Source organism: Mesorhizobium sp. WSM4809 (genome assembly GCF_055811655.1).
Genome location: NZ_JBVVQW010000015.1, coordinates 109,926 through 134,682, shown reverse-complemented (window position 1 = coordinate 134,682; position 24,757 = coordinate 109,926). Strand labels below are relative to the sequence as shown.

Annotated in this window: 24 protein-coding genes; 14 read left to right on the top strand and 10 right to left on the bottom strand. The window is 64.8% G+C overall.

Annotated features, from left to right (window positions below; translation table 11 throughout):
- Positions 1-25 precede the first annotated feature (25 nt).
- From AC0L24_RS27245 to AC0L24_RS27230, 4 genes are all read right to left on the bottom strand, one after another.
- Positions 26-916, bottom strand: coding sequence for an SMP-30/gluconolactonase/LRE family protein (locus AC0L24_RS27245; RefSeq protein ID WP_127808743.1), 891 nt, complete (start codon positions 914-916; stop codon positions 26-28).
- Between the two features lie 278 nt (positions 917-1,194).
- Positions 1,195-2,088: a YihY/virulence factor BrkB family protein gene (locus AC0L24_RS27240; protein ID WP_127808742.1), complete on the bottom strand. Its 894-nt coding sequence runs from the start codon at positions 2,086-2,088 to the stop codon at positions 1,195-1,197.
- 81 nt (positions 2,089-2,169) lie between these two features.
- Entirely contained in the window at positions 2,170-2,892 is a 723-nt protein-coding gene (locus AC0L24_RS27235; RefSeq protein WP_127318792.1) for a response regulator transcription factor, read from the bottom strand.
- The gene (locus AC0L24_RS27230) at positions 2,892-4,172 is read right to left on the bottom strand and encodes a sensor histidine kinase (protein WP_127808741.1); all 1,281 of its coding nucleotides are present in this window, start codon (positions 4,170-4,172) and stop codon (positions 2,892-2,894) included. The genes AC0L24_RS27235 and AC0L24_RS27230 overlap by 1 nt, the downstream gene beginning before the upstream one ends.
- Before the next feature lie 402 nt (positions 4,173-4,574).
- Between AC0L24_RS27230 and AC0L24_RS27225 the strand changes: the two genes are divergently transcribed.
- The 8 genes from AC0L24_RS27225 to AC0L24_RS27190 all read left to right on the top strand — a co-directional run bounded on the left by AC0L24_RS27225 (position 4,575) and on the right by AC0L24_RS27190 (position 14,265).
- Positions 4,575-6,995, top strand: coding sequence for a glucan 1,4-alpha-glucosidase (locus AC0L24_RS27225; RefSeq protein WP_292697064.1), 2,421 nt, complete (start codon positions 4,575-4,577; stop codon positions 6,993-6,995).
- Between the two features lie 63 nt (positions 6,996-7,058).
- Positions 7,059-8,072 carry a phosphogluconate dehydrogenase (NAD(+)-dependent, decarboxylating) gene (gnd, locus tag AC0L24_RS27220; protein ID WP_127808739.1) on the top strand — a complete coding sequence of 338 codons (1,014 nt, stop codon included), beginning with the start codon at positions 7,059-7,061 and terminating at the stop codon, positions 8,070-8,072.
- 22 nt (positions 8,073-8,094) lie between these two features.
- Positions 8,095-9,471 (top strand): glucose-6-phosphate dehydrogenase, encoded by a 1,377-nt coding sequence (gene zwf, locus AC0L24_RS27215; RefSeq protein WP_127318786.1) that lies wholly within the window; start codon positions 8,095-8,097, stop codon positions 9,469-9,471.
- A 12-nt stretch (positions 9,472-9,483) separates the two neighbouring features.
- Entirely contained in the window at positions 9,484-10,203 is a 720-nt protein-coding gene (locus tag AC0L24_RS27210) for an ROK family protein (RefSeq protein WP_127397657.1), read from the top strand.
- Positions 10,204-10,417: 214 nt separating this feature from the next.
- Positions 10,418-10,879 (top strand): Ros/MucR family transcriptional regulator, encoded by a 462-nt coding sequence (locus AC0L24_RS27205; protein WP_127270031.1) that lies wholly within the window; start codon positions 10,418-10,420, stop codon positions 10,877-10,879.
- Positions 10,880-11,102: 223 nt separating this feature from the next.
- Positions 11,103-12,203 (top strand): aminotransferase class I/II-fold pyridoxal phosphate-dependent enzyme, encoded by a 1,101-nt coding sequence (locus tag AC0L24_RS27200; RefSeq protein ID WP_473564398.1) that lies wholly within the window; start codon positions 11,103-11,105, stop codon positions 12,201-12,203.
- A 463-nt stretch (positions 12,204-12,666) separates the two neighbouring features.
- A complete protein-coding gene (locus tag AC0L24_RS27195; RefSeq protein WP_473564397.1) occupies positions 12,667-13,905 on the top strand; it encodes an MFS transporter in 1,239 nt (412 codons plus the stop codon).
- A gap of 51 nt (positions 13,906-13,956) precedes the next feature.
- Positions 13,957-14,265, top strand: coding sequence for an NIPSNAP family protein (locus AC0L24_RS27190; protein ID WP_127397458.1), 309 nt, complete (start codon positions 13,957-13,959; stop codon positions 14,263-14,265).
- Positions 14,266-14,363: 98 nt separating this feature from the next.
- On the opposite strand, the gene AC0L24_RS27185 is transcribed toward AC0L24_RS27190, so the two are convergent.
- The 6 genes from AC0L24_RS27185 to hemC all read right to left on the bottom strand — a co-directional run bounded on the left by AC0L24_RS27185 (position 14,364) and on the right by hemC (position 20,496).
- Positions 14,364-15,080, bottom strand: a complete 717-nt coding sequence (locus AC0L24_RS27185) for a glutamine amidotransferase (protein WP_127397459.1) — start codon at positions 15,078-15,080, stop codon at positions 14,364-14,366.
- A gap of 15 nt (positions 15,081-15,095) precedes the next feature.
- Positions 15,096-15,575 (bottom strand): tellurite resistance TerB family protein, encoded by a 480-nt coding sequence (locus tag AC0L24_RS27180; RefSeq protein WP_127268697.1) that lies wholly within the window; start codon positions 15,573-15,575, stop codon positions 15,096-15,098.
- Between the two features lie 36 nt (positions 15,576-15,611).
- Entirely contained in the window at positions 15,612-17,216 is a 1,605-nt protein-coding gene (locus tag AC0L24_RS27175) for a heme biosynthesis HemY N-terminal domain-containing protein (protein WP_473564395.1), read from the bottom strand.
- 10 nt (positions 17,217-17,226) lie between these two features.
- The gene (locus AC0L24_RS27170) at positions 17,227-18,741 is read right to left on the bottom strand and encodes a COG4223 family protein (protein WP_473564393.1); all 1,515 of its coding nucleotides are present in this window, start codon (positions 18,739-18,741) and stop codon (positions 17,227-17,229) included.
- A 110-nt stretch (positions 18,742-18,851) separates the two neighbouring features.
- Positions 18,852-19,568 carry a uroporphyrinogen-III synthase gene (locus AC0L24_RS27165; RefSeq protein WP_127808731.1) on the bottom strand — a complete coding sequence of 239 codons (717 nt, stop codon included), beginning with the start codon at positions 19,566-19,568 and terminating at the stop codon, positions 18,852-18,854.
- A gap of 1 nt (position 19,569) precedes the next feature.
- On the bottom strand, positions 19,570-20,496 hold the full coding sequence (gene hemC / locus AC0L24_RS27160) for a hydroxymethylbilane synthase (RefSeq protein ID WP_127322722.1): 927 nt from the start codon (positions 20,494-20,496) through the stop codon (positions 19,570-19,572).
- A gap of 99 nt (positions 20,497-20,595) precedes the next feature.
- Here hemC and tsaD point away from each other — a divergent pair, with 99 nt between their 5' ends.
- From tsaD to AC0L24_RS27130, 6 genes are all read left to right on the top strand, one after another.
- Positions 20,596-21,681 (top strand): tRNA (adenosine(37)-N6)-threonylcarbamoyltransferase complex transferase subunit TsaD, encoded by a 1,086-nt coding sequence (tsaD, locus tag AC0L24_RS27155; protein ID WP_174800340.1) that lies wholly within the window; start codon positions 20,596-20,598, stop codon positions 21,679-21,681.
- The gene (locus tag AC0L24_RS27150) at positions 21,678-22,700 is read left to right on the top strand and encodes an NAD(P)H-dependent glycerol-3-phosphate dehydrogenase (protein ID WP_128364513.1); all 1,023 of its coding nucleotides are present in this window, start codon (positions 21,678-21,680) and stop codon (positions 22,698-22,700) included. The genes tsaD and AC0L24_RS27150 overlap by 4 nt, the downstream gene beginning before the upstream one ends.
- A 32-nt stretch (positions 22,701-22,732) precedes the next feature.
- Positions 22,733-23,029: a YciI-like protein gene (locus tag AC0L24_RS27145; protein ID WP_473564390.1), complete on the top strand. Its 297-nt coding sequence runs from the start codon at positions 22,733-22,735 to the stop codon at positions 23,027-23,029.
- A 127-nt stretch (positions 23,030-23,156) separates the two neighbouring features.
- Positions 23,157-23,582, top strand: coding sequence for an EVE domain-containing protein (locus AC0L24_RS27140; protein WP_023811233.1), 426 nt, complete (start codon positions 23,157-23,159; stop codon positions 23,580-23,582).
- Positions 23,537-24,235 carry a class I SAM-dependent methyltransferase gene (locus tag AC0L24_RS27135; protein ID WP_473564388.1) on the top strand — a complete coding sequence of 233 codons (699 nt, stop codon included), beginning with the start codon at positions 23,537-23,539 and terminating at the stop codon, positions 24,233-24,235. The genes AC0L24_RS27140 and AC0L24_RS27135 overlap by 46 nt, the downstream gene beginning before the upstream one ends.
- A 50-nt stretch (positions 24,236-24,285) precedes the next feature.
- Entirely contained in the window at positions 24,286-24,702 is a 417-nt protein-coding gene (locus AC0L24_RS27130; RefSeq protein WP_473564386.1) for a DUF1761 domain-containing protein, read from the top strand.
- Positions 24,703-24,757: the final 55 nt, after the last annotated feature.

Genomic DNA, 24,757 nt, shown 5'->3' with positions numbered 1-24,757 from the left:
GATTTGAGCACGGATTGTCGCGAGCTCAAAACAGTCTCAATCCCGGCACGCGCACCCTGAGCCGGTACAGCGACGTCGACGCGGTGATGTAGAGGCTTTGCAAATCGTCGTCGCCGAAAGTAAAATTCGCGCAATCTTCAGGTGTCCGGATGACGCCAAGAATGGCGCCCGACGCGTCGAAAATGTGGATGCCGCCGGGTCCGGTGCAGTAAAGATTGCCGCGGCTGTCGATCTTCATGCCGTCGGGCGCCCCCGGCCCCTCGCCCTCGGTCACTGCCCACACCGCGCCGCCATCGAGGTCGCCATTGGCTTCGACGCCGAACACCCTGATATGCCCGCGTTCGGTGTCGTTGATGAACAGCCGCGACTCGTCCAGCGAAAAGCAAAGCCCGTTCGGCTGCCCGAAATCGTCGGCCAGCAATGTCAGCCGGGCGCCGTCGCCATCGATGCGGTAGACGCCTTGGAACGGCAGGTCCTGTGGCCGTGGCACGCCATAGAATTCCCTCCGGCCATAGCCCGGATCGGTGAAGTAGATCGATCCGCCGGTGGCAACGACGATGTCGTTCGGGCTGTTGAGCTGCTTGCCCTGATGGTGCGTGGCAAGCACCGTCGCGCCGCCGTTGGGCTCGGCGCGGGTCACCCGGCTTGTTGCGTGCTCGCAGGTGACCAGCCGCCCCTGGCGGTCCAGCGTGTTGCCATTGGCCTTGTGGCTCGGCGCGCGGAACAGCTCGATCTCGCCTTCGGCACTGCGGCGATAGATCCGACTTTCCGGAATGTCGGAGAAGACCAGCCATTTCTCATAGGGGTGCCAGACCGGCCCTTCGAGGAAGCCGAAGCCGCTCGCCACCGTCTCAATGGTCGCATCGCCGACGACATCGTCGAAGCCGGAATGGCGCGCACGCGCCGACACCGACATCATCGGCTCCCGGCGCGAACAGCCGTGCTACTCCGCATGGTGACAAATGGCATGAGCGCTTCCCGATATAGGCTTCTTGTTGGGGCAGAGCGTAGGCGCGGTGCCGACGAGCCGATACGGGTCAAAGCGCACGGCCGACTGTGCGTTTGCACAGTCGGCCGTGCCTATCGAGCACGGGATAGCGACGACGTCAGATCAGGGCCGGCGAACACGCTGCAAAAGCGGTCAGGGCTGCGCTCGCGCACGCCGGCAGAGTTGGACTCCTGCCGTGCTCGAGCTCAGTCGTGCTGCGCGGGTAAAGACCTGTCAACCAAGGTGCCCAGGTCGGACCGGCTGCCGTGCCGAACGGAATAGGCGCGCGTGAACTCGGCGCCGAGGAGGAAAATTTCCGACGAGTAGTAAACCCAGAGCAATATGACGAGCAGGCCGCCAGCGGCGCCATACGAAGACGCAATCGCGCTGGTGCCGATATACCAGCCGATAAGCGATTTCCCCAGTGTGAACAGGGCCGCGGTCCCGACAGCGCCAATTGCCACATCGCGCCATTCCAGGGTTCGATCGGGTAAAACTTTGTAGATGGCGGCAAACATCACCGAGATAAGTGCAAACGAAACGACGCCGTTGATCCCGCTGAGTATGATCGTTCCGAACGGCAGATAGGCGTTGATGAAATCGCCCAGTGCCGAAATCGCAGTGCTTGCGATGAGAGAGACCAGCAACAGGAACCCGAGTGCGGCCACCAACCCCAGACTGGCGGCCCGCGCCCGCACCAGACGCGACAGGGAATTGCCTTGCGGTTCGATCTTCCAGATCGTGTTCAACGATTGCTGCATCTCGCCGAAGACACCAGACGCGGACACCAGCAATGTGACCAGCCCTATGATCGCGGCCCAGGTGCCGTACAGGCTGCCGGATGCACTTTCCAGCGCAGTCTTCAGGAGATCGGCGCTTTCCGGTCCCATCAGCCCTGATATCTGCGCGGACAAGGCCAATTGTGCGGCATCGTGGCCGAAGACGAGACCAGCAATCGCAACCACGATCAGCAAGATCGGCGCCAGCGAAGTGGTGGCATAGAAAGCCATCGCAGCACCATGGCTAAGCGCATTGTCGTTGATGAAGCCGACTATGCTTTCACGCACCAGATGCCATGAATCTGTGATTGAGGGTCGCACTTCGGGTCCGCAGGCATTGAGTTGGCGTTCACTAGCAATGCGCCTGACCTTCCGAAGTTCCGGGGCGTGGCCGCCGCTGTTTCAGTGCTCCGCCAGCCAGGCATCGAGCCGGTCCTGTTCGCGGCGCAGTGCGTCGATGTTGATCAGGCCACGCGCCATGGCGAGATAGATCGCCCGTGTCCGCGAGTTGAACACGGAAGCATCGCCGGCGCCGTCCTCCGCCGGCACGATGCCGAGCTTGTCGTAGCAGTGCTTGATGCGGCTCTGCGCACCACGGATCGACAGGCCGCGCCGCGCCGCGATCGCCCGGTCGGTCAGGCCGAGCGCGATGTCGATCAGGCTCTCATATTCGCCGTCGGTGATGCCCTCGAACTTGTCCTGCACGCGGTGCTGGATGCCGCGGATTTCGCGGTCGATGATGCAGTGGCCTTCGCGGAAAACCCCGCGCAGCGCGGACCGCATGCCCTCCTCCGTCGCCGATTTGAGCACATAGCCGTAGACCGAACCGGGCGGCACGATGCGCGCCACGCCGCGCACATAGGCTTCGTCGGCGAAATTCGACCAGAACAGGATGTGCGTGCCGGCGCGACGGTTCCAGATCGCCTTGGCAACTTCGATTCCCGTCGCCTTGGGCATCTGCAAATCGAGCACGACATGCAGTGGCTCGCGTTCGGCCGCCAGGTTGATGGCGTCCTCGCCGTCGCTCGCTTCGATCACCTCGACGTCGCCGGGCCACAGCTGCTCCACCGTTCGCCGCGCGAAGCTACGGTGCAGCCCGTCATTCTCGGCGATCATCACAAGCATCACATGGCCTCCGATACGGCGAACTCGCCAGGCACCGCTGCAGCCGCCGCCAATTCTCGCGACGGCTGGCGGTCGATCTCGACGACGACACGGGTGCCGCCGTTCTTGCGGCCGGCCTGGCCGATACGCAGCCGCGCCCCGATAAGGGCTGCCCGCGTGTGCATATGGCCGATGCCGCCATACGCGGCCGGGTCGACGGTGCCGCAGCCTTGGCCGTCATCCGTCACGATGACCCGCAGCACGCTCGCGGTCGACGCCAACAGCACGTCGATGCGGTGCGGCGCGGCATGGCGAACGGCATTGTTGATCGCTTCCTGCACGATCCGGTAGAGCGCGGTCCGCACTGGCTCGGCCAGGCTGTCGGCACCGCCGTCGCTGGTGTCGGCGATGCGCACGGCGATCGGCGGCTTGGCCCTGGCGACGCTGCGGTTGAGATGCGCCTCGACCGCGTCGCGCAGGCCGAACAGTTCGAGCACGCTCGGCCGCATGTCGTCGACGATGTGGCGCAGTTCCGTCAGGCAGCCGGCGACCTCCTGCTCGAGATCGGCAAGCTGCGCTGCCCGCGCCACGCCTTGCCCGCGAAGGGCCGAAAGCTGGCGCGCGATGCGGGCGAGATCGGCAAGCGTTTGGTCGTGCAGGTCCATGGCCATGCGCCGCCGTTCGCGCTCCATGCCTTCGGTCAATTGCGAGGCGCCGACGCGCAGCAGTTCGACCCGGTTGCGCGCCTCGCTCTCGGCCAGCATGGCGCGGCGCGCCTCCTCGGTCTGGATCAGCGCGAAGATGTAGGGCGCGATCAGGTCCGCGCATTGCTGGGCGACCGCGACATCGGCAAGCGTGTAGCAGTCGACCTCGTGCCGGCTGATGTTGAGCGCGCCGATGATGCCGCCGCGCGCCCTGAGCGGCACGACGATGCGGCTGCGCAGCCTGGCGGCGAAGATCGGACCATCGATGGCGGTGGCGAAATGGAAGCGCTCGTCGCTCAACGCATCGTCGGCGAGCAGATAGGGGACTTCGCCCCACAGCACCGAGCGGATCGGGCTGACTTCGGTCGGCAGCGGATGCTGGGCTAGCTCGCTCCAGCTGGTGTGGAAGCCGGCTTCGTAACAGGCGTGCCGGCGGCCGTCATGCGACAGCACCGCCAGATCCATGTGATCGTGCGGGATGAGCGAGCCGATCTCAATGGCTGTCGCTCGGAACGCCGTGCCGGGATCGATATGGCCGGCAAGCGCCCGCGATATCGCCAGCAGCCGGTCGATCAAGACCAGGGACACTTCCGCCATTGCTTTCACGATCCTCCCGTGCCGCGAAATAGTGGACGCATGCCGCCGCCGCTGTCAACGACGGCGCCGTTGGCCATAGGGTCCCGCACTCAGCTTGACAAAAGACCTGACGACAGCTCGGCGGTGCCGGCAGCCTTGTGGCGGTAATAGGAATTTTTTCTTGACTCCATGCCCTCAGCTATGGTACATTTTTGTCCATGGTGCTGATTTGCGCCAGTGACCCGCCGCACAGGCGGGTTTTTCGTTTGATGCTCCGTCAGCCAATGGCGGGCGAAGGCTCCGAAGAAACCCGTCAGCCCGAGTTCGTTGCCCTGCCGTTGGACCGGCCGATCAACTTGCGGTGCAATGATTGTAAAGGGTTCGCGTCCTGGTCTAGGGAGGAGCCCAGGAGACCGAAACAGAATGCCAGTGACGCAAAACGTTGCTCCGGGCGCCCCGGGAATTCCGGCGCGCTGGACATCAAGCGCCAAGAGTGGCGTCGGAACGTCGCTTTCGCCGGCCGGCCGGATTTGGTTTACGATCAGCCACGGCATCCTCAACGAAGTCTACTATCCGCGCGTCGACAGCGCCTGCACCCGCGACCTCGGCTTGATCGTCACCGGTCCCGGCGGCTATTTTTCGGAAGAGAAACGCGATGCCCTGCATACGATCGAACCGTTCGAGGACGGCGTGCCCGCCTACAGGCTGGTCAACACGGCGAGCGACGGCGCCTGGCGGATCGAAAAGCGCATCCTCGCCGACCCGGCGCGCCCGGCTCTGCTGCAGGAAATCACCTTCACGGCGCTGAAAGGGGTGCCCGGTGGCTACCGCGTCTACGCGCTTCTGGCGCCGCATCTGGTCAATGCCGGCATGGGCAACACCGCCTGGGTCGGCGAGCAGGAGGGAAAGCCCGTGCTGTTCGCCTCGGGACGCGGCTCTTGCCTGGCGCTGGCCTCGTCGCAGCCCTGGCGCACCGGCTCGGCCGGTTATGTCGGTTCTTCCGACGGTTGGCAGCAACTCCACGACACCGGTGAGCTCGACGCTGCATACCAGCGGGCCGAGGACGGCAATGTCGCGCTGACGGGCGAGATCGGCTTTTCCGCCACAGAGACCAAGGCCTTGCTGGCGCTTGGGTTCGGCGCGACATCGGACGAGGCCGCGGAACATGCTTTCGCCAGCCTGAAGCAGGGTTTTGAACCCGCGGCGAAATCCTATCTTCAGAACTGGCGCAATTGGCAGACTGGCCTGCTGCCGCTTGATCGACACACGGCATCATCGGGTATCAACAGCTATCGCACCAGCACCGCGGTACTGGCGACGCACCGGTCGATCGCCACACCGGGCGCCGCGGTCGCCAGCCTGTCGATCCCGTGGGGCTTCAATAGGGGTGACGACGACCTCGGCGGCTACCATCTGGTCTGGCCGCGCGATCTGGTCGAGACGGCGGGCGGCTTTCTTGCTGCCGGCGATGCTGCCTCGGCCCTGCAAATCCTCGATTACCTCAGTTCCATCCAGCAGCCGGACGGCCATTGGCCGCAGAACGCCTGGCTCGACGGATCGGCCTATTGGCCCGGCATCCAGATGGACGAATGCGCCTTTCCGCTGCTGCTGGCCGATGCTTTGCGCCGCGCCGGCCATTTGCCGCGCGCCAGGCTCATGACCTTCCTGCCGATGATCGAGCGCGCCGCCGGCTATGTCGTGCGCAACGGACCCGTCACCGGCGAGGACCGCTGGGAAGAAGATGCCGGCTACAGCCCGTTCACGCTCGCCGTCGAAATCGCCGCACTGCTTGCCGCGGCAGACCTGCTCGACGCCTGCGGCAAGACAGACGCCGCGACCTATCTGCGCGAGACGTCAGACGTCTGGAACGACCAGGTCGAGCGCTGGACCTACGTCACCGGCACGGCGATCTGCAGTCAAGTCGGCGTCGAAGGCTACTATGTCCGCATAGCACCACCCGACAGCGCCGAGGCCGGTTCGCCGAAGGACGGCTATGTCCCGATCAAGAACCGGCCGCCCGGCGACACGGATCGGCCCGCCAAGGAGATCGTCAGCCCGGATGCGCTGGCACTTGTCCGCTTCGGTCTGCGGGCGGCCGACGATCCGCGCATGACAGACACGGTCAAGGTCATCGACGCGCAATTGCGCTGCGATCTGCCGCAAGGGCCGCTCTGGTATCGCTACAACGGCGATGGCTACGGCGAGCATGAAGATGGCGCGCCTTTCGATGGCACCGGCCAGGGTCGCCCCTGGCCGCTGCTGGCCGGCGAACGCGCCCACTATGAGCTGGCGGCTGGACACGAGGAAAAGGCAGCCAGCCTGCTGGCAGCACTGGAAGGCTCGGCCGGACCGGGCGGCCTGTTGCCGGAGCAGGTCTGGGACGGCGCCGATCTGCCGGAGCGCGAACTGCTGCATGGCCGACCCTCGGGCAGCGCCATGCCGCTGGTCTGGGCGCATTCGGAGCATATCAAGCTGCTGCGCTCGCTGCGCGACGGCGCGGTCTTCGACATGCCGCCGCAAGGCGTCAAGCGCTATATCGAGGACAAGACCGTATCGCCGTTCAGGACATGGCGGTTCAACAACAAGATCCGCACCATGCCGGAGGGCAAGACGTTGCGCGTCGAATTGTTGGACCCGGCTACAGTCCACTGGAGCACCGACAACTGGGCGACCGCCCACGACAGCCATACGGTGGAGAACGCCTTCGGCATCCATCTTGCCGATCTGCCCGCGGCAAGCCTCCCCGAGGGAAGCACGCTGCTCTTCACTTTTTTCTGGCCCGCGACCGGCGATTGGGAGAATGTCGACTTCTCCGTCATATCGGGCGACCAAGATGGCCAGTAGATCACAGCCAGTAGACCTTCCCTCGATAACCCCGCAAATCTCTTAGAAAACAGGGACGAAACCATGCAGATCGGAATGATGGGACTGGGCCGGATGGGCGCCAACATGGTCCGGCGCCTGATGCGCGACGGCCACGAATGCGTCGTCTACGACATCAACCCGGCCAGCGTCGCCGCCCTGGTGACCGACGGCGCGTCAGGGGCGGCCTCGATGGAAGAATTCGTCGGCAAGCTGGCCAAGCCGCGCTGCGTGTGGCTGATGCTGCCGGCGGCGATCACCGGCAGGATCATCGACCAGGTGGCGGCCCTGATGGAACCCGGCGACATCGTCATCGACGGCGGCAATTCCTACTACCACGACGCCGTCGACCAGGCCGCGAAGCTGGCCGGCAAGGGTATCCATCTTGTCGATGTCGGCACCAGCGGCGGCGTCTGGGGCCTGGAGCGTGGCTACTGCCTGATGATCGGCGGTCCCGACGTGGCGGTGCAGCACCTCGATTCGATCTTCGCCACGCTGGCACCGGGCGCCGATGCCGGCTCCAATCCGCCTGGGGATGCCGGGACCGCGCCCTTCGGCTATCTGCATTGCGGACCCAGCGGTGCCGGCCACTTCGTCAAGATGGTGCACAACGGCATCGAATATGGCGTCATGGCCGCCTATGCCGAAGGCATGAACATCCTGAAGTCGGCCAATGCCGGCAAGCGGCAACGGACGGCGGACGCCGAGACCAGTCCGCTGGAAAACCCGCAATACTACCAGTTCGACATCGACCTTCCCCAGGTGGCCGAGGTCTGGCGGCATGGCAGCGTTATCGGCTCCTGGCTGCTCGACCTGACGGCCGGCGCGTTGAAAAGCGATCCGGGCCTGGTGAATTTCGGCGGCCGCGTTTCGGATTCCGGCGAAGGGCGCTGGACGCTGAAGGCGGCGATCGACACCGGCGTGCCGGCTCCGGTGCTGTCCTCGGCACTGTTCGACCGCTTCTCCTCGCAGGGCGAATCCGAATTCGCCGACAAGCTGCTCTCCGCCATGCGCTATGCCTTTGGCGGCCATGTCGAGAAGCCGAAGGCCGGCAAGTGAGGACACTGGGAGAGACACGCGCATGAGCCAGGAACGGTCCGACACGCTGGTGCTCTTCGGGGCCACCGGCGACCTCGCCCACAAGAAGATATTTCCAGCCCTTTACCAGATGGTCGCCAAGGGCACGCTCACCGAGCCGGTGATCGGCGTCGCCTTCGACGCCTGGGACCTCAAGCAGTTGCAGGCGCGCGCCCGCGATGGCATCGTCAATGCGCTCGGCAAGATCGACGAGAAAGCGTTCGCCAAATTCGCCTCGCTGCTGCGCTACGTCAGCGGCGACTACCGTGACGGAGCGACGTTCGAGAAACTGAAGAGCGCGCTCGGCACCGCACAGCGGCCGCTGCACTACATGGCGGTGCCGCCGACCATGTTCGAGACCGTCGTCCAGGGGCTGGAGCAATCAGGCACGGCGCATGGCGCGCGGCTGATGGTGGAAAAGCCCTTCGGTCACGATCTGCAATCGGCGCGCTGGCTGAACCGGGTCCTGCATCTGGTGTTCGACGAACAGTCGATCTTCCGCATCGACCATTACCTGGGCAAGGAAGCGATCCAGAACCTGCTCTATTTCCGCTTCGCCAATTCGCTGCTCGAGCCGATCTGGAACCGCAACTACGTCGAGAGCGTGCAGATCACCATGGCCGAGGATTTCGGCGTCGAGGGACGTGGCCGTTTCTATGACGATGTCGGCTGCATCAGGGACGTCATCGAGAACCATCTGCTCAACATCCTGTTGCTGCTTGCCATGGAGCCGCCTGTCGGCCGCTCCGCCGACGACCTGATCGATGAGAAGGTGCAAGTGCTGCGCGCGATCAGGACGCTGACCAAAGACGATGTCGTGCGTGGCCAGTTCACCGGCTATCTCGCCGAGCCCGGCGTGGCGCCGAACTCGCCTGTCGAGACCTTCGCGGCGGTGCGTTTCTTCGTCGACACCTGGCGCTGGCAGGACGTGCCGTTCTTCATCCGCGCCGGCAAGAACATGCCGGTGCATGTCACCGAAGTGGTGGTGCGGCTGAAGCGGCCGCCGCTCGATGTCTTCGATCCGATCAAGCCCGCCGACCAGAACTACGTCCGCTTCCGCATCGACCCACAGGTGGTGATCGCCATCGGAGCACAGCGCAAGGCGCCGGGCGACGACATGATCGGCGAGCAGGTCGAACTGACGGCGCTCGACGATTCAAAGGGCGACATGCCGCCCTATGAGCGTTTGATCGGCGACGCCATGAACGGCAACGGCCAGCTCTTCACCCGCCAGGACGCCAGCGAACTGGCCTGGCGCATCGTCGGCCCGGTGCTTGGCGACACCACGCCGCCGCATCTCTACGAGCCGCTCACATGGGGACCGGCGGACGTCATGGCCGGGTTCGGGCCGCCCAATGGCTGGATCGATCCGGTGAAGTGAGAGGACCACACGATGGCCAAGGCGGTGAAGCAACCTGCATCGGGCACCGAGAAGCCGGACACTGAAAAGATCGTGCTCACGATCGACATCGGCGGCTCGCACGTCAAGATTCTCACCAGCGCCGGCGGCGAGGAGCGCCGCGCCGACTCCGGACCGGGCCTGACACCGCAGCAGATGATCGACGCGGTGAAGAAGCTCGCCGAAGGCTTGTCCTACGACGTCGTCTCGATGGGCTATCCCGGCCCGGTCAATCACAACAGGCCGCTCGCCGACCCCGCCAATCTCGGCAAGGGCTGGGCTGGATTCGACTTTGCGGGCGCGTTCGGCAAACCGGTGAAAGTGGTCAATGATGCGCTGATGCAGGCCATCGGCAGCTACGAGGGCGGGCGCATGCTGTTCCTCGGGCTCGGCACCGGTCTCGGTGCGGCGATGATCGCCGACAACGTCGCCCAACCGATGGAACTCGCGCATTTGCCCTACAGGAAGGGCAGGAGTTTCGAGGATTATGTCGGCGAACGCGGCCTGGAAAAGCGCGGCAAGAAGAAATGGCGCAAATACGTCTTCGACGTCGTCGACCGGCTCCGTGCCGCCATGCAGCCCGACTATGTCGTGATTGGCGGCGGCAACGTCGACAAGCTCGATGAATTGCCCGCCGACTCCAGGCGCGGCGACAACACACGCGCCTTCGAAGGCGGGTTTCGTTTGTGGCGCGACAAAGCGCTGATAGTCTGATACTGTTATTGTTTAATATAGTTGTTCAAAATAACGTGTGACCTGACATCAAGTCGTTGCAATGCGCAGATTTGCCGACTAGGAATTCCGCGCTACACCAACGCCATTCGTCCGTGGACGCACGAAGGACGCCATAGCATTTTGATTTCGCGCATGATCCTTTCCGGAAGTCGAATCCGATTTTCAGGTCATTCGCTGTAGACGGAGAAATAGAGTGACCGACGATAGCAACAGTGCCCGTAAAGACATCGATCTGCTCGAGCTGACCGCTCACATCGTGTCCGCTTACGTCGAGAAGAACCGCTTGCCCGCCTCCGGCTTGGCCGACCTCATCGCCAGCGTCAGCGCCTCGATAAACGCGCTCGGCAAGCCTGCGGTCCCGGTGGCTGCCCCCCTGGTCCCGGCGGTCAACCCCAAGAAGTCGGTGACACCCGATTTCATCATCTGCCTTGAAGACGGCAAGAAGTTCAAATCGCTGAAGCGTCACCTGGGCGTGCATTTCGGCCTGACACCGGACGCCTATCGCGCCAAATGGGGCTTGCCGTCGGACTATCCGATGGTCGCTCCCAACTACGCGGCCTCGCGTTCGCTGCTGGCGAAATCCATCGGCCTCGGCCGCAAGGCTGCCCCCGTGAAGGCACCCGCCAAGGGCAGGAAGGCCAAGGCCTCGGCCTGAATATTCAGTCCTGAGCCAACAGTTAGGACGACTGGAACAGAAGCCTGCCGGCGAATTCGCCTTGGCAGGCTTCCTATTTTTATGGCTTGGATGGGCCGGACGGGTTCCTAGAGCAATTCCAGGAAAAGTGTGAAACGGTTTTCCGTCCGGAATTGCGTGAAAACAAGGAGTCAGAGCGGTCGCCGTTTCCGTGAAACGGTGAACTGCTCTTGGGGAGCGAGCCATGAACTACACCAGGATGGTGATCGAGAAAGAAGCGCCGGAAGAATACGGCTACGACCGTATCCGCTACAATCTTTCGGAAAGTTCGATCGCCGACCAGAAGCTCTCCGACATCGGCCTGTCGCTGCCTGATCTCACGCTTTTCTATGGCGAGCATCGCGGCGACAAGCAGTTGCGTGCACTGATCTCGGCGCAGGATGCCGGCATTTCACCGGATGATGTCCTGGTCACCGCCGGCGCCGCGGGCGCGCTGTTCATAATCTCGACCTCGCTCTTGTCGGCCAATGACCATCTCGTCGTCATCAGGCCCAACTACGCCACCAACATCGAAACCCCAAGGGCGATCGGCTGCGCCATCAGCTTTGTCGACCTGGCCTTCGAGGAAGGCTTCCCCATTGATGTCGAACGCGTCAAGGCGGCGCTGCGGCCGGACACGAAGCTGATCAGCGTCACCTGCCCGCACAACCCGACCGGCACGATGATGAGCCGAACCGAGCTCGATGCGCTGGTTGCGCTTGCCGAAAGCAGCAACTGCCGTCTGCTGGTCGACGAGACCTATCGCGACCTTTCCTACGGCCGGCGGCTGCCGACGGCTGCCTCACTCAGCCCGAAGGCGATCAGCGTCTCGTCATTGTCCAAGGCCTTCGGCATTCCCGGCATCCGCATCGGCTGGCTGATCACCAGGGACGCTGAGCTTCAGGAGAAATTCCTCGCCGCCAAGGAGCAGATCGGCATCTGCGGCAGCGTTATCGACGAAGGCATTGCCCGCGGCATGCTCGAACGCCGGGACGCTTTCCTGGCGACGCTGCTGCCCGAAATGGCGGGGCGCCGCGACATCGTCCAGGCCTGGATCGATCGCGAACCGCTGGTCGACTGGGTGCGGCCCGAAGGTGGCGTCGTCGGCTTCCCGCGCCTCAATGTCGAACCCGGCTTCGACCTCGACCGGTTCCATGTGAACCTGCTGGAAAACCACGGCACCTATGTCGGACCCGGCCACTGGTTCGAGATGGAAAAACGCTTCTTCCGCGTCGGCTTTGGCTGGCCGACGGAAGCCGAATTGCGTGGCGGCCTCGACGCCATTTCCGTCGCGCTGCGGCAGTAAGTTTCCCGTGCCAGCGACCGGTTGATGCTACTGCGTCACAGCGACCGTTCATAGTGGCCAGCGTCTGCGCCGCCCCTCACCTGCCTGCCGGCATCCTCTCCCCGTATAGTGACGGGGGGAGGGGTGCCGTCATCGGCGATTTCGCCAATCTCCAGCGTTGCGGGAGAAATGCCGGCGTCGCCGCCCGCCCCTCTCTCCCCGTCACTATAGGATGTCCGGCAGGACAGTGAGGGGCAGCGCCAACGTCAACGATTGCTCCGTTCGGCCAGAAACTCATGACGCAATAGCGCTAATGCATCTCGCTCAAAAGTCGCGACGCGCTTTAGGCTGAAAATTCCTTGATCCAGCACTGATTTTGACGCATATCCGCTGCGAACTGAGCTAAAAGTTCCGCCAGCCGGACCAGCGCCCATCGTGGAAGTGCCCCGCCAGCTGATGCCATTCGAACGGGGCCTCTTAAATCATGACAGCAGAACAGATATCGCCGGACCAGCGCTATGCCGCGTTCCGCCACCGCTCCTTCCTGAGCTATTGGGCGGCGCGTTTCCTCACCACATTCGCCACCATGATCGTGTCCGTCGCGGTCGGCTGGCAGATGTACGATTTGACCCGCGACCCGCTCGATCTCGGCCTTGTCGGCATCGTCCAGTTCCTGCCGTCGCTGCTTCTGGTGCTGGTCACCGGCGTCGTCGCTGATCGCTTCGGCCGCCGCCTGATCATGGCGCTGGCGGTCGTGGTGGAGGCGATGTGCGCGCTGGCGCTGCTGTTCCTGACGCTGCGCGGCATCAGCGGGCCGCTGCCGATCTTCTGCGTGCTTGCCATGTTCGGCGTCGCCCGCGCCTTTTTCGGTCCGGCCTCCGCCTCGCTGTTCGCCAATCTGGTGCCGCCTCAGGATTTCGCCAACGCCATCGCCTGGAATTCATCGGCCTGGCAGACGGCGACCATCGTCGGCCCGGTCGCCGGCGGCCTGCTCTACGGCGTGTCGCCGGAAGCGGCCTACGGAACCGCCGCCGTCCTGATGATCGTGTCCGGGCTGCTGATCTTCACCATTCCGAAGCCGTCGCAGCGGACCGAGTCGGAAAAGCCGACGATGCAGCACCTGCTCGGCGGGTTCAGCTACATCTGGAGCGAGAAGATCGTGCTCGGCGCCATCTCGCTCGATCTGTTCGCCGTGCTCCTGTCCGGCGCCTCGGCGCTGCTGCCGGTCTATGCACGCGACATCCTCCAGCTCGGCCCCTGGGGCCTCGGCCTGCTGCGCTCGGCGCCCAGCATCGGCGCCATTTGCGTCGCCATCTGGCTGGCCGGGCATCCGCTTCGCAACCACGCGGGCATGATCATGCTGGTCGCCGCCGCCTCGTTCGGCGCCTTCACCCTGCTGTTCGGCCTTTCCACCATCACCTGGCTGTCGATCGTGGCGCTGGTCTTCCTTGGCGCCACCGATATGTTCAGCGTCTACATCAGGGAAACGCTAATTCAGCTGTGGACGCCCGACGAGGTGCGCGGCCGCGTCAACGCCGTCAACCAGGTCTTTGTCGGCGCCTCCAACGAGGTCGGCGAATTCCGCGCCGGCACGATGGCCGCGCTGATCGGCACGGTGCCGGCCGTGGTGATCGGCGGCATCGGCGCCATCGCCGTAGCGGGCCTGTGGATGGTGCTGTTCCCGCAACTGCGCAAGGTGCGCCATCTCGACGGACGCAACTGATCTTCCTCCAGTTGACAGCCAACATGCCTCGCCCATGCCACAGGAGTTCCCATGATCACTTGCTACCTGAAATATGTCATTGACCCCTACAAGCTTGCCGAGTTCGAAGATTATGGCCGTCGCTGGATAGCTCTGGTCAATCGCCTCGGCGGAAACCATCACGGCTATTTCCTTCCGAGCGAGGGGGCGAGCAATATCGCTTTTGCCATGTTCAGCTTTCCGAGCCTTGCCGACTACGAGGACTATCGCAAGCGTATGGCTGCCGACCCGGAATGCCAGGAAGTGTTTGAAATGGAAAAACGCAATCGCAGCATTCTCAGCTACGAGCGCAGCTTCCTGCGGCCGGTGCTCGAACCTTAAAGCGCGTCGCGTCGAAACAGATTCACGCGCCGCGCTTTAGGTCTTGTTTTATGCATGTCGTCTTCCCAAAAACCGAGGTCACTTTTGGGCGACATGCATTAGCTATTGCTCGGCTTGCCGAAAATCATCCGCAGGAACTCGTCCAGCCAGCGCTTGAGATGCATGTCCCAGATCAGCCGGCCGCCGAGATGATCGCGGCCGGGCTGGGCACCGGGCAATTCGAAGCGATGCGCGCCGCGCACCACCCAGCGCTGCATCATCACCCTGGTCAGTTCGCCATGGAATTGGATGCCCCAGGCATTGTCGCCATAGCGAAAGGCCTGGTTGGGATAGGTCTCGGCCGTCGCCAGCAGCGTCGCGTCCCTGGGCAGCGAGAAACCCTCGCGGTGGAACTGATAGACCATCTCCGGCCAGTGCATCAGTTGCTTGCCGGCTTCGGTCGCTTTCAGGGGATACCAGCCAACCTCGACCAGCCCTTCGCCGTGTCCTTCGACCTTGCCGCCGAGATAGTTGACCAGCATCTGTGCGCCGAGACAGATGCCGAGACATGGCCGGTTCTCCCTCAGCGGTATTTCCAGCCAGTTGGTCTCGCGGCGAACGAACTCGTCCTCGTCATTGGCGCTCATCGGACCGCCGAACACCACCGTGCCGGCGTGGCCGTCCAGTGTTTCGGGCAAGGCGTCGCCAAGCGGCGGCCGGCGGATATCGAGGTCGAACCCTTCTTCCAGCAACATGTGGCCGACACGCCCTGGGCTCGAACTCTCCTGATGCAGCACGATCAGTATCTTTGGCTTCGAACTCGTTTGGCGCGGCATGGGAAGGCGAAAATCCTATTCGTCGCTCGATGTTCCGGTGGCGCCGGGCGCGTGCGCCGCTGCCTTGCGGCGCGCCTCGACGCGATCATGGCGTTCGACGCCGATCAGCTCGGCGACGCGCCAGACGGTGTTGTCCTCGAGCTCGTGCAACTCGCCGTCGGCATAGACGATTTCCCACATCAGGCCGATGAAGGCCTTGCGCGCATCGGCATCGAGATGGCGCTTCAGGACACTGGTGAAGGCATAGAGATCGATCGCCTCATTGTCGGCCCGCTCGCCGGCGGCGGCAAGCGCCTCAAGTTCCGTGCCGCTGATCGAATAGCTCTCCGCCAGCACCGCCTTGAACCGTTCCCACTCGACATCCTGGCGCACGCCATCGGCATTCATCACATGGTAGAGCAGCGCCGAGGCGGCGATGCGCGGATCGTCCGTGCTGGCACGAGTGCCGGCGCCGGCCGGCAAATCCCTGAGAAACGACAGAACGCGTTCAAACATAGATCCATACCCCAACGGCCTGACGGCCTGCCCAACTCAAAACAGCCGAAACCGGCGCGGCGATTTCTCCGCTTCCTCGTCCGGATCGACGCCGGGATCGTCCGGCAACCGCGCAAGCTCCTCGGCCGGATCGACGCCCTCGGCATCGCTCGGCACCGCGGCGAAGGCCGCTGCCGTGATCGGCCTGACATGATCTTCTTCGCGACTTTCAGCTTGCTTGCCCGCCGACGTCTCGCCACCGGCGTCATCGATCACCTCGATCGGCCCTTTTTCGCTCGTCGGCTTCGCCAATGCTTCGATGACCGGCGCCGCATCGGCTGGCATGTCATCATGGCTGTCGATCAACTGGCCGAGACGCTCCATCGGCGCACGCCACTCGAAGGCGTCGAGCCGGCCGGTGATCGGCGACACCGGCGCCCAGCGTTCCGATACCACGCCGTCTGCGACCCAGGCCGGATCGCGCGGCGCCCGCACCGCCCGGGACAGCAGCTGCCGCACCTTGCCCTGATCGCCGGTTTCGGCCTCCTCGATGTCTGCGAGCAGCAGATAGGCGCCCTCGCGGCGGTCCATCCGGATCGCCGCCTCGGCCTCGCGGCGGGCGGTCGAGAAATCCTGCGCGTCGAGCGCGGCGCGCGCCACCGTCATCGACGATTCGGCGTGGTTTTTCTTCATTTCCTGCAGCTTCTTCGCCCGGGTGAGGCGGTCGAGCACGGCGTCGCCCGGCCTTGCATGGGTATAGAGCTCGGCGACCTCCGGATGCGGCTCGGCCTTCCAGGCCGCCTCGAGGATCTTCGAGCCCTTGCGCACATCGTTCTGCTTGAACAATGCGGCCGCGGCGGCAACGGCCGCGGGCGCGAAGTCCGGCCTAAGCTTGTTGGCCTCGATCGCCGCCGTCCTGGCGGCGGCGGGATCGCTGTCGGCAAGCGCCTGCGCCTTGGCGGTCAAAAGCACGGCGCGGCGGCGATTGGCGGCATCGCGTTCGATCTGCCGTGTCGCCTTCTGCGCGTCGACCAGTTTCAGGGCGCCGTCCCAGTCGCCGCGCGCGGTCAGCTCTTCCAGCGTCGATTCCGCCGCCCAGGCCAGCTGCGGCGCCATCACCGCGGCGCGGCCGGCATAATGCCTGGCAGCGTTGCGGTCGCCGAGCCGTTCGGCTTCCAGATAAAGCCCGCGCAAACCCAGCAGCCGCATTTCGGGATCGTCGAGCATGCTTTCGAATTTCTGCCGCGCGCCTTCATGATCGCCTTCGAGCAGCGACGCCTGCGCTTCCAGCAGGTGGATCAGCGGCTCCTGGTCGGAACGGATCAGCTTGGCGGCTTCCTTGGTCTTCTTGCGGGCCAGCGCGCCATCACCGGCGCCGGCGGCAATCATGCCGGTCGACAGCGCCTGATAGCCACGGTCGCGGCGGCGGACGCGGAAATAGCGCGAGATGGTGTAGGGGCTGTTCCACAGCGACTTGAGCAGCCACCACAGGATCATCACCGCGGCGACCACGGCAACGACGGCCACCGCCGCCACCATCAGGCTGACCTGGTATTGATAGCCCTTGAAAGTGACGACCATGTCGCCCGGCCGGTCGGCCAGCCAGGCAAAGCCCAGCCCGAGCGCGAAAACGACGATGAGGAAGGCGAGCAGGCGGATCATTGTGTTGCCCTCATGCCTTCATCGCGCCCGAGATCAGCGCATCGACCTGGGTTTCGACCTCGATGCGTGCCTTCAGCTTGCCGGCAAAGTCCGCGCCAGCGGCCTTGGCGGCCTCGGGCAGCGTTTCATACTCGCTGAGTGCCTTCGCGTAGTCGCCCTGGTTGACCGCCGCCTCCATGCGCGCGACGGTTTCCGGTGCGCCGGCGCCTTCGACGGCGCCGATCGGCCTGACCTTGACCAGCGATTCGGCGCTCGACATCAGATTCTGCAGGAAGCCGGCATTCTCATCGACGGGCGTCGCGGCAGTGACCATGGCATTGGCGGCGGCATCAGCCTGCGATGCGATCTCGGCGCGGGTCGGAACGCCCTTTTCAGCATAGGGGCGCAGTGCCGCAAGCTGCGGCGCATCGGGCGAAATTGCCGCGAGGGTTTCGAGTTCGGCCGAAAACGGCCCGCCACGCTCGAGCGCCGCCTTCAAGGCCGACGCCGCGATGGCAAGCGCTACCTTCGGCTGCCCCGCCGCCGCCTCGACCTTGCCGGACAGCTGCGACACAGACTGCTCCAGCGCTGTCAGCCGGCCCTCCTGCGCCGTCGTAGCCTCGCCGGCCGACTTCACCAGCGCGTCGAGGCCAGCCAGTTTCTCGTTGAGCGGACCGAGATCGACCGGCGCCGAGCTGCCGGCCTTGCCGAGGGCGGCGACCGCCGTCTCGATCTGCGCGACCTTGTCGCCCAGTGCGGCGACCCCGGCCGCGTCGCCTGCTCCACCTTTCTCGACAGCCGATTTCAGCGCCGCCACATCGGCCTTGACCTGTTCAAGGCCCGAGGACAGGCCGACCATCTTCGCCGCTCCATCGCCGTTGCCGCCGGCGTCCTTCAAACCGGCGATTTCGGTCTTCAGCGAGGCGATGTCGCCGTTGACGCCATCGAGCGAGACGCCGGCACCGGAACCCGGCGCGCCAAGCAGGCCGGCAAATTGCAGCCCGCCGGCGCCGACCAGCGCGATGACGCCGCCGATGATGCCGGCGGCGATGCCGTTGAGGCCGCCGCGCTTTTCAGGGGCTGGCGCCATTTTCTCGTCCCGTGTCTCGGTTTTTGCCTTGCTGCCGTCGGTCTGCGTGCGCTTCGCCGATGCGTCCTCGAAACTATAATCGTAAGCTTTGGTCTTGCCGGCCGGCGCATCGGACGATCCGGGACCGTGGGACGATCCGGGCTCGTCGGACGATCCGGGATAGGGGATCTCGGCCTGGCTAGCGGGCTTTGTCGCCGCTGCCGGCGGCTGCTCCGGCTCGGCCCGGGCGTCGGTATGCTCCCAGGGCTCGAGATCGGTCTGGTCGGCGTGAACCGGCTCTTCGGGAACCTCGGGCTGCGAAGCGTTCGCTGCTTCCTCGGCCTTCGCCTCGTCTGTCCGGGCCTCCTGCCTGGCGGCGTCCTCGTCGGCGATGCGTGAGACGGCGCCCGGCTCGAGATCGATGGTCACCGGCTCGCGGCGGCTTTTCGAGTGTCGCATCTTCGGCGTCTTGACCATGCCTGGGCTCCGCACAATTCGCTTCGTCTCAACGCCTGGCGGCGCATGATGGTTCAGAAAGGGTCTAGCACATCACCAAGCGGTGAAAAGGGGCGGTGTGATGACGCGGCTCAGCTAGGCGCCTGCAAAAGCGCCAGCAGCACATCCTCGTCGGGTTGCGCGGCAATGCGGATTCTTTCGCTGGCGACACCGCCGAAGGCTGCCGCGATGCGAGTGGAAAGCGCAAAAACCCATGTTTTTTCGAAGAGACCGCGCAGAGCGGGCCGTCTTGCCAAGGTCTGCATCGCCGCCGCCGCCTTGGCTGAATAGAGCAACACCGCGTCGGCAGGTTGCCCCGACAGGCGTTCGAGGATGACTTCGTCCGAATACCCCACTGCCAGCGTGTCATAGGTCTCGACGGCGTGGACCCGAACGCCCGCCGTCCCGAGCCTCTGTTCGAACGCCGGAAAACGCACGCGCCCGCAGAGGTAGACAATCGTCTTTCCAGAAAAATCGGCGGCGAGCCTGTCGGCCAGCGCCTCCGCATCGCCCCAGCCTTCACTGACCGACAAAAACCCCGCTCGACGCGCCGCTTGCGCCGTCCTTTTGCCGACCGCATGACAAGGCAAGGCGGCGAGCGTCGCGATGATTTCTTCCGGCGCATGACGCATGGCATTGGCGCTGGTGACGGCCACCGCGACGGCACCGTCCGGGATCAGTCCGGCGGCGGCAGGCAACGCCTTTGTTTCGGTCAGGGGCAAAAGGACCGGCTGAAAACCTGCCTCCTCAAGCCGATGCGCTGTGCGCGAAGCACCTGGTTCCGGCCTGGTCACCAGGACGCGAAGCATTTCAGAGCCAGCCGTCGAAGAACTTTTCGCCGGCCTTGGCGCGCACGCTCCGGGCCGCTTCACCGCCGATGCGGGCGGCGTCTTGCGCCGGCCCCTGCAGCTCGACCGTGTGCGACTGCATGCCGTCGGGCGAGATGATCAGCCCGGCGAATGACAGTTTTCCGGCCTCGATCGCCGCATAGCCGGCGATCGGTGTGCGGCAGGAGCCATCGAGCGCCGCCAGGAAGGCACGCTCGCAGGCCAGCGCCTGGCCGGTCGGCACATCATGGACGGCTGCCAGCATTTTTTCGACATCGCGGTCGCCGATACGGGTTTCGATGCCGATCGCGCCTTGCCCCGGCGCCGGCGGGAAGACATCGAGCGGTATCAGATCGGTGACGACATGCTCGAGCCCAAGCCGCTTCAGCCCGGCATAGGCCAGGATCGTGCCCGCGGCGACGCCTTCTTCAAGCTTGCGCAGCCGCGTCTGCACATTGCCGCGGAACATCACCACGTCGAGATCCGGCCGCATCCGGCGGATCAGCGCTTGCCGCCGCAGCGACGACGAGCCGACTTTCGCCCCGCGCGGCAGTTCGGCGATCGTCTTCGCCGCCTTGCCGACAAAGGCGTCGCGTGCATCCTCGCGCGGCAGGAAGGCCGAGAGTTCGAGACCGTCGGGCAGTTGCGTCGGCATGTCCTTCGACGAATGCACGGCGATGTCGATCCGGCCCGCCAGCAGCGCCTCCTCGATCTCCTTGGTGAACAGGCCCTTGCCGCCGGCTTCCGACAGCGGCCGGTCCTGGATGCGGTCGCCGCTGGTCGAGATGACGACCACCTCGAACGCCTCCGCCGGCATGCCATGCGCGGCCATCAGCCGCGCCTGCGCTTCATGCGCCTGTGCCAGCGCCAGCGGGCTGCCGCGTGTTCCGATTCTCAAGATTGTTTGCATGGCGCGCAGTCCGTGATAACCCCCCGGCAAGCGAGGCTTTCCGGGTTCTCCTAACGGGGAAAGCCCCATGATACAATCTTTAGGGACAGCGACGAATTGATCCGCGTGCTGGGCATAGAGACGAGTTGTGACGAGACCGCCGCCAGCGTGGTGGCCATCGACGGCGACGCCGCGCCAAAAATCCTGTCCAACATCGTGCTCAGCCAGATCGAGGAGCATGCCGCTTTCGGCGGTGTGGTGCCGGAAATCGCCGCGCGTGCCCATGTCGAGGCACTGGACGGCATCATCGAGGCGGCGCTTGCCGATTCGGGCACAGCACTCGCCGATATCGACGCGATTGCCGCCACCGCCGGTCCCGGCCTTGTCGGCGGGCTGATCGTCGGGCTGATGACGGCCAAGGCGATTGCCGCTGCGGCGAACAAGCCGCTGATCGCCATCAACCACCTCGAAGGCCATGCCCTGACCGCAAGGCTGACCGACGGGCTCGACTTTCCCTATCTCTTGCTGCTGGTCTCCGGCGGCCATACGCAAATCGTCGCCGTGCGCGGCGTCGGCGATTACCAGCGCTGGGCAACGACCATCGACGACGCGCTCGGCGAAGCCTTCGACAAGACGGCCAAGATGCTTGGCCTGCCCTATCCCGGCGGGCCGAATGTCGAGAAAGCGGCACAGGCCGGCAATGCCTCGCGCTTTGCCTTTCCGCGCCCGATGAAGGGCTCGGCGCAGCCCGACTTCTCCTTCTCCGGCCTCAAGACCGCCGTGCGCCAGGCGGCGAGCGCCATTGCGCCGCTGAGCGACCAGGACGTCGCCGACATCTGCGCTTCGTTCCAGGCAGCGGTGGCTGATGCGCTGGCCGACCGCGTCTCCCGCGCGCTGACGCGCTTTCGCGAGACATTTCCCGGCACGAAAAACCCGGCCCTCGTCGTTGCCGGTGGTGTCGCCGCCAACCGCACGATCAAGATCATGCTGGAGCGGCTCTGTGCCGAGACCGGCTTCACCTTCATTGCACCACCGCTGAAGCTCTGCACCGACAATGCGGCGATGATCGCCTGGGCCGGCATCGAGCGGCTGCGCACCGGCATGGCGCAGGAGAACGGCTTCGATTTCGTGCCGCGCTCGCGCTGGCCGCTTGATAGCATCTCGGCGCCAATGGTCGGCTCCGGCCGGCGCGGAGCCAAGGCATGAACGAGCGGGCAATGAGCGGCAACGACACCGCGCCGACCGGCTGGCGCGTTGCCGTGCTCGGCGGCGGGGCCTGGGGCACTGCCTTGGCCTTGGCCATGCTGCGCGCCGGGCATTTCGTTCGCCTTTACGCGCGCGACCCGGAGACCGTCGCCGCGATCGACCGTGGCGAAAATCCACGCTACCTGCCGGGCATTACGCTCCAGCCCGGCATCGTGGCGACGAGCAACATTCAGGCCGCGCTCGACGGTGCCGACTGCGTGCTGGCGGTGACGCCGGCCCAGTCGCTGCGGACTACACTGGCGGCAGCGAAGGACCATATGCCGGCCGGTGTCCCGCTGGTTCTGTGTGCCAAGGGCATCGAAAGCGAGACCGGCGCCTTGCTGTCGGCGATCGTCGAAGAAATCCTGCCGCTAAATCCCGTTGCCGCTCTGTCGGGTCCGAGCTTCGCCACCGACGTCGCCCGCGGCCTGCCGACGGCCGTTGTGGTCGCTGCCCGCGACGAGGCATTGGCCGCCGATCTCGCCGCCCGCTTTTCCGCCGAAAACCTGCGCTGCTATTCGAACGACGACCTGATCGGCGTCGAGATCGGCGGCGCCTTGAAGAACGTCTTCGCCATTGCGGCGGGTGCCGTCACTGGCGCGGGTCTCGGTGCCAGCGCCCAGGCCGCCATGGTGACGCGCGGCTTTGTCGAGCTGCGCCGCATCGGCGCTGCCTTCGGCGCCAGGCCCGAAACGCTGATGGGGCTTTCCGGCCTTGGCGACCTGCTGCTGACCTGCTCGTCCACCCAGTCGCGCAATTTCGCCTATGGCCTGGCGCTCGGCCAAGGCAAGCCGCTTGCCGGATTGCCGCTGGCAGAAGGCGTGCCGACGGCGGCGATCGCTGCCCGCATCGCCACCGAGCGCAACATCGACGCGCCGATCATTGCCGCCGTCGCCGCCATACTGGAGGGTGCCATCACCGTCCGGCAGGCTGTGACGGCCTTGATGACCCGGCCGCTGAAGACCGAAACCAACGATTGATCCCCACGACTTTGAACGATCAGGAGAAAAAGATGCTGTTTGCTGTGATTTGCAAGGACAAGCCCGGAAGCCTGCAGGTGCGCCTCGACACGCGGCCCGAGCATATCGCCTTTCTCGAAGGGTTGAACGGCGACAAGAAGCTGGCCTTCGCCGGTCCGTTTCTTGATGCCGAGAGCAAGCCCAATGGCAGCCTCGTGGTCGTCGAAGCGTCCGACCTGGCTGGCGCCCAGGCTCTTTCGGCGGCCGACCCCTACGCCAAGGCCGGGCTGTTCGAAAGCGTCGAAATCCGCCCGTGGAACTGGACGTTCAACAAGCCGGCGGCTAGTTAATCCCGGTCGCCCGCGAGCGCACGCTAGAGTAATTCCAGGAAAAGTGTGAAACGGTTTTCCCGGGAAAAGCGCGTAGCGCTTTCCCTTGGGAATTGCGTCAAAATAAAGAGTCCAGGAGGAGAAAGACATGAACTACTGGCTGTTCAAATCCGAGCCATTCAAGTTCTCCTTCGAGATGCTGAAGGCCAAGGGCAAGGCCGGCACGCAATGGGACGGCGTGCGCAACTACGCCGCGCGCAACAACATGAAGGCGATGCAGATCGGCGATCTCGGCTTCTTCTACCATTCCAACGAGGGGCTGAACGTCGTCGGTATCGCTGAAGTCTGCGCGCTTGCCCATCCCGACACCACGTCGGACGATCCGCGCTGGGAATGCGTCGACATCCGCGCCGTAAGGGATGTGCCGAACCCGCCGACGCTGGAACAGGTCAAGGCCAATCCGAAGCTTGCCGACATGGCGCTGGTGCGGCTCGGCCGCCTTTCCGTGCAGCCGGTGACGCCGGCCGAATGGAAGGAAGTCTGCCGCATGGGCGGCTTGACGCCGGCTCCGTGACGGCGCTGACGCCCAACAGCGCGAGGCAATTCATTCTCGACAACACGGCGCTGATGGCGCCGCCGCACGTCCCGGAGATCCTGCTTCATCTTGCCGACGAAGCGCATGATTTGTGGCAGCGGACCGAGGATGAGCTGGTCGAGATCGGCCTGCCGCCGCCTTTCTGGGCCTTTGCCTGGGCCGGCGGCCAGGGCCTTGCCCGCTATATCCTGGACAAGCCCGGCACGGTGCGGGGCAAGCGCGTGCTCGACTTCGCTTCCGGCTCCGGCCTTGTCGCCATCGCTGCCGCCAAGGCAGGTGCCGCCAAGGTGACCGCTGCCGACATCGATCCGTTCTGTGCCACCGCGATCCGGCTCAACAGCGAGATCAACGGTGTCGGGACCGAATTCCTCGGCACGGATTGCATCGGCACCGATGCAGGTTGGGACGTGGTCCTGGCCGGTGATGTTTTCTACGACAAATCTTTCGCGGACCGGCTGATGCCATGGTTCGCAACGCTGAAGGCGCGCGGCGCCGAGATCCTCGTCGGCGATCCCGGCCGCTCGTATATGCCGAAGGCAGGGCTGGAGCCGCTTGCCGTGTATGAAGTGGCCGTCACGCGGGCGCTGGAGGATGCGCTGGTCAAGCGCACGACCGTCTGGCGGTTCGCTTGACGCGATCGCCGAACAGGCGTTCCATCACATACAGATCAGAGGGGGAGCTCATGGATTTTTCGGCAGTGAACTGGCTGGCGGTGGTCGCTGCCGCGATCGCCGCGTGGCTGTTCGGCGCCGCTTGGTACATGGGCCTCAGCAAGGCGTGGCTGAAGGCCGCCAAGCTCGATCCGGCGACGATGAAGAAATCGCCGCTGCCCTTCGTCATCAGCTTCATCGCCGAACTGGTCATGGCCACCATATTGGCCCTGGTCGTCGGCGCGATGACCGGCGGCGAGCCGACATGGATCGCCGGACTTGTCTTCGGCTTCGTGCTCTGGCTGGGTTTCGTCGCCACGACGCTCTCGGTCAACCATCGCTACGAGAATTTCGGCTGGGACCTGACCCTCATCGACGGCGGCCACTGGCTCGGCGTGCTGCTGATCATCGGCGCCGTGATCGGCTGGTTCGGCGCGGCGGCAACCTGATCAAGAAGGGAAGTAAGGCAGTAGGAAATAGGGCCAGACGGCACCGACTGCTATC